Origin of the sequence: Anaeromassilibacillus sp. 1001302B_160321_C8 (assembly GCF_015554745.1) — a bacterium.
In the GTDB taxonomy this organism is placed as follows: domain Bacteria; phylum Bacillota; class Clostridia; order Oscillospirales; family Acutalibacteraceae; genus Anaeromassilibacillus; species Anaeromassilibacillus stercoravium.
This window is the reverse complement of record NZ_JADNJD010000034.1, coordinates 1-5,883: the sequence shown is the minus strand read 5'-3', so window position 1 is coordinate 5,883 and position 5,883 is coordinate 1. Positions and strand designations below refer to the sequence as shown.

Below are 5,883 nucleotides of genomic sequence, written 5' to 3'. Positions count from 1 at the left end.
CTTCACAGACAACAAGCCCTTTCGGTTGCTTGAGCAATTTCTTCAAAAATATTGTCTAACTTTTCGGGGTCACTTCACTTTAAGGCCGCCAGCCTTATTTTATCCGCTCGAACCTGTTTATCCCAAGCCATACTTTTCGCAAGCCTCCGGCCAAGAGGCCCCTATGGCGGACGCATAGCGCCTTCCTATTTAAATGTGGAGCAAGTGTTAAAAATGATTCCCTACACCGGAATGCTTTTATTTTTTTGTATGCAGAAAAAACATTTCAAATAACAAAACATTCAACTATATGTCCTATAACACATTGACATAATATTATAAAGTTATATAATAATCATAATAATACAACCACATAATATATTTTATATCGTTATGTGCCATGAGGAGGTGACAGAGTACACGCTAAAAAGAGGATGAAGAAAAGATTGGATCAAGGAGGAGAAAAATGTCAAAGAAAGGATTCTTTGCAAGGCGAGTTACAGCCATGGCCTGTACTGCCGCCTTGCTCGCCAGCAGCATCCCTTTATCGTGGGTCCAGGCCATTGCCTACGACAACAACCCTGTAAAAATCCCCCAGTTTTTGATGACGGCAACCGCATCCAGTGAAGAGAGCAGCAGTGACACCTGCTATGCGTCCCTGGCCATCGACGGCGATTCCGGGACGATGTGGCATACCCGCTGGAGCACCTCTGCTTCGGCCCCGCACTGGATCTCCGTAGACTTGGGCCGGAATGTCGAGCTAACAAAGCTGACGTATTTGCCCAGGCAGGACGGGAATTCCAACGGTTATATCCGCGAATATGCGATCTCGGTCAGCGCCGATGGAAACACCTACACGCCCATTGCAGAGGGCTCCTGGGAAAGCGATATGACCGAAAAAGAAGCGGTCTTCTCCGCGCCCGTTTCCGCCCGCTATGTGCGTCTGGAAGCGGTAAACGCATCCATGGCCTCCTGCGCGGAGCTGAATTTCTTTGCCGCCGAGAGCGTTTATGCACCGCTGTGGGATCAGCTTGATAACGCATATGAGGCAATCGGCCAGGCAGAAGCCGGTGAGGAAATCGGCCAGTATCCACAGGAACAGATCGATCTCTTCCAGCAAGCGATCGACGAAGCGGAGCTGCAAGCCGCCTCCCTGCCGGAATCCGACGAAGCGGCCATCCAAGCGGCTGCCGATACACTGTCCGCTGCGATGCATGCTTTTGAGGAATCCCGCAACATGTATGGCCGGGACGACTTGGAAACCCTGCTCGGGGAGTCCCAATCCCTCCTGGACGGCACGGGGACCGGAACCGAAAACGGTCAAGCGTCCGAAGAGGCCAAAAACGCCTTTGCAGCGGCTATCCAAGAAGCTGATGCGGTCTTCCAGGATCAGAGTGCCAATAAAACGCAGATTCACTCTGCCTACGAAGCGCTTGATTCCGCGGTCGCAGTCTTTCAGGATCACATTGTTACCGATCAAAAATCCCTGGCGGGCGTCTGGGAGCTGAAACTGGGTTCCTATTCCCCAGAGGACGGCACCCTGTCCGATACCTGTATCCTTCCGGGAACGCTGGACGAAAATAAAAAGGGCAATCGGAATACATCGGTCAACACCAACCATCTGAACCGCAAATACACCTATACCGGCGATGCGGTCTATCAAAAGAAGGTTTTTATCCCGGAAAACTGGGCAGGAAAACACGTTACGTTCCTGATGGAGCGCACCAAAAATACCCAGGTCTGGGTGAACGGCCAGGAGCAGACCAACTATAATTCCAACGATACGTTGGGCACGGCACAGGAATACGTCCTGTCGGACCTGATCCCCGGCCAGGAAAACACCATCACGGTGCAGGTGCGCAACACAGATTATCAGGTGGGAACCAATAGCCACATGTTGACGGAAGAGACGGTGACAAACTGGAACGGCATTTTGGGAAAAATTGAGCTGAAGGCCGTGGACCCTGTCTTTATCCAGGATGTGCGGATCTATCCGGACATTCACGCCAAAACCGCTCTGGCAAAGATCACGCTCTCCAATACGACAGGACAGGCGGTCAACGGCAACCTGACCCTCCAGGCGCACAGCTACAACCACGAGGGCGATGTACATACCGTTCCGCAGGCCGTACAGGAATTCTCCCTGGCCGCGGATGAGACGGAAAAGGAAATCGAAGTCACCTATGCGATGGGCGACGACGTCCGCCTCTGGTCGGAATTTGACCCGTCCATGTATGAGATGACCGTCTCCCTGGATGCAGAAGGTATGTATTCCGATACCTTTGTCGAAAACTTCGGTATGCGTGAATTTAAGACCTCCGGGACAAAATTCACCATCAATGGGACCACCACCTTTATGCGCGGCGAGGGCAATTCCGCCGTCTTCCCATTGACCGGATACCCGTTCATGACCAAGGAGGAGTGGCTCGACTTCTTCTCCACGGCACAGGAACTCGGCATCAACTTCTTCCGTTTCCACTCCTGGACGCCTCCGGAGGCAGCGTTTGAAGCAGCCGACGAGCTGGGCATCTATATGCAGCCGGAGCTCTACGGGTTTGGCGGCACACCCTTCGGCGACTATTTCAACGAAGAGGCTGTAAGAATCCTCGAATATCTTGCAAATCACCCGTCCTTTGTTATGTTTGCATGGGGCAATGAGCTCAACACCACCGGCAGCAACCGGGACGGCGCAAACGCGCTCCGCGAGCTCTGCCGCAGCGTGGACGATACCCGCTTGTATGCGGAGGGCAGCAACAACAACTTTTGGGCGCCTTCTCTCAACGAAGGGGACGACTATTGGACCACCTGCAAAACGAGGGCGAATTCCGACCCGTATCATACGCGCATTTCGTTCTCCTGGGTGGATGCGGCCTCCGGCGGTGCGTTGGAGTCCATGCAGCCGAACACAACGTTCACCTATCAGCATGCCATTGAAGAGGTGGATAAGCCCCTGATGAACCACGAGGCGGGCCAGTACCAGGTCCTCCCCCTGTTCGACGAAGAAATCCCCAAGTATGAATCGGGCGTTTTTGAGGCGCGCAACTTGCAGTATTACCGGGATCTCATGGAGAGCAAAGGCTTGCTTCACATGAACGAGATCTTCTCAAAAGTATCCGCCCGTGTCTCCGCGATCGGTTACCGTGCCGATATGGAAACCGCGCTGCGCACACCGGATATGGCCGGCTATCAGCTGCTCAGCATCCAGGACTTCCCCGGCCAGGGCACCGCACACGTCGGCATTCTGGACAACTTCATGGAAGACAAGCCCGGTGGCTTTACGAAAGAGCAGTATAAGAGCTTTAACGATTCCGTCGTTGTTTTGGCACAGCTTCCGAAGCTGGTCCTCACCAACTCCGAAGATCTGACGGGAACGATTTCCGTTGTCAACTACGGCCCGGCCGCTTTGGACGGCGTTGTTGGGCAATGGAAACTGACAAATGGCGATACCGTCCTTGCAGAGGGAACCCTTGACGCGACGGACGTTGCGCAGGGCGGTGTAACAGAGATCGGCGCCTTTACCACCTCCTTGGCGGGCGTGACAGAAGCGGCAAAGCTAAAGTTGGAGGTCTCCGTGGATTCCATCGGCTCCAACAGCTACGACCTGTGGGTCTATCCCAGCGATCTCAACCCCACAGTGCCTTCGGATGTTCTGGTCTCTACCAACATGGACCAGGCAACCCTACAGGCGTTGGAGAACGGCCAAAAAGTCCTCTTCCTGCCGGAACCCAGCCTGAAAACCATCCCCGACAGTGTGGCCGTACGCTGGACGACGGACTACTGGAGCAAGATGTTCCACCGCTCGGACCGCGACGCGCACACAATGGGCATGTATGTACAAAACGACCACCCGATCTTCCGCTATTTCCCCACGGAATATTTCAACGATTATCAGTGGTTTAATCTGATGAAAGGCTCGCGCGCGGTCGTCCTGGACGATGCTCCGGCAGATCTGGAACCCCTCGCCTGGAACATCGACCACATGGAGTGGAGCCGGAAGCTGGGCAGCCTGTTTGAAGCAAACGTGGGAGCTGGCAAGTTGGTGGTATGCACCTTCGACCTGCTGAACCAGATGGAGGAATACCCCGAAGCAAAGCAGCTCTATTACAGCATCCTTCAGTACATGGCTTCTGATGAATTCCAGCCAGAGGCCGAACTGACGCCGGAATATCTGACCCAGACCTTTGTGGAAAAGACAAACGTGGACCCGTACGAGACGATTGAAGCAGAATCCTATGCGGAAAGCAGCGGCAACCTCTGGACGGAAAGCGGCACCGGGGAAACCGGGGAACCCGAAACGGCCTTAGGCGGAATCACCAGCGGCAACTGGGTTCTGTATGAGGATGTGGACTTTGGCCTCAACGGATGTGCGAAGATCACCATCAATGGCTCCAATAACAACAGTTATTCGCAGATCATCGACGTACGTCTGGATTCCCCCACCGGCGAACTGGTGACCACGCTGGAATTCCAGCCGACCGGCTCTTGGAGTGAGTACAAGTCCCAGACCTTTGATATTCCCCGCATCTCTGGCCTGCACGATCTTGTGTTGGTCTTCCAAAATGGTTCCATCGCCTTGAATTCCTTCTGGTTTGAAGAAGGTACCGTGCAGTATATCAGCCCCTATGAGCAGATGAATCCGGAATCCGCCGCGGGCGATATTGAAATCACGGATATCGACGGCGGAAGCCATGTGATCATGCAGAACTATGTCAGCGCAATCACCGATCAAGTGGAAATCAAATTTAACAATGTCGAATTTGGCAGCTATGGCTCCAAAGAAGTGACAATCCAGGGACGAAGCCTCAATGGAGAAGACGTCTATGGGTATCTGCGTTACAACGACAACGGGACGGAAAAGACCATTCCCTTTGTCTTTAAGGCTGGCGAAGGCGAGTCCTATGAGCTCTCCTCTGAGACGTTCTTTAAACAAACCGTTCCTGCAAAGGGGATTATGGGCCCGCAGGATCTTGTCATCGGCTTTGAAAAGGGCACCAGCTTTGACTTTGAGGCACTGGTCTTCACCGGATACGACAGCGCCCCCGTGGTGAACGAAGATTACGAAAACGCCATGCAGGAGGCTGCCGACATTACTGCGAAGGTTGAGAACCGGCCCCTCCTTTACACGGAAGAAACCTGGAAAATCTTTGAAGCCGCTTATGAGTCAGCATCCGCAGTGGACATATATGACAATGACGCGGTGGCGGAAGCTGCCAAACAGCTGCAAGATGCAATTGATGGACTGGTTCTCACCGGAAAGAGCAAATCTGCTTACACCATTACCTATGCAAGGAATTATGATTCCGTGGACGGCTCTGTCAACTTGGAACGCGGCGAGCCTGATCAGGTCGTCGGTGGATTCGACAAGGGTGAAATCCTCTACTACGACGGTCTCGACTTTGGCTCAACAGGCGCTTCTAAACTGACCGTCCGTGTGGCAAACGGCCGCGCCGACACAGAAGAAGAAAAGGAAGCCCTTCTGCGCTTCCGATTCGGAGAGGGCGACAACGAGTTTGTCGACGTCCGAATCGCACAGACCGGCGGATGGGATGCGGCCCACGATCAAGACTTTACGGTGGAAATCCCGTCTTCCCTTTGGAATGGCGTAAAGGATGTGTCCATTGAACTGGTGGAAGGTGCGGTTGCTTTCCATTCCTTCACTTTTGAAGAAACTGAAAACACCGAGCCGCAGCTGCTGACGGTACAGTGGAGCGGCAACGCATCGATGAGCGTCGAGGGCGAAGCGGAGGAAATCATCTTCACAGATGCGATCTATGGCGCGAAGGTACAGCCGGGCGAAGAGCTGACCTTCACCTTCACCCCGACCAAGGGCGCGTTCTCCGGAGCGCAGCTCAACGGCGAGGACATCGAGTTTGCAGCGGACGGCTGCACGTACACCTTCACGAT

The 5,883-nt window shown here is 53.7% G+C and carries 1 protein-coding gene; it reads left to right on the top strand.

The features are described from left to right. Positions 1-445 precede the first annotated feature (445 nt). Positions 446-5,883 (top strand): carbohydrate-binding protein (locus I2E77_RS13485; RefSeq protein WP_195451488.1); only part of this gene is annotated, 5,438 nt, incomplete at its 3' end.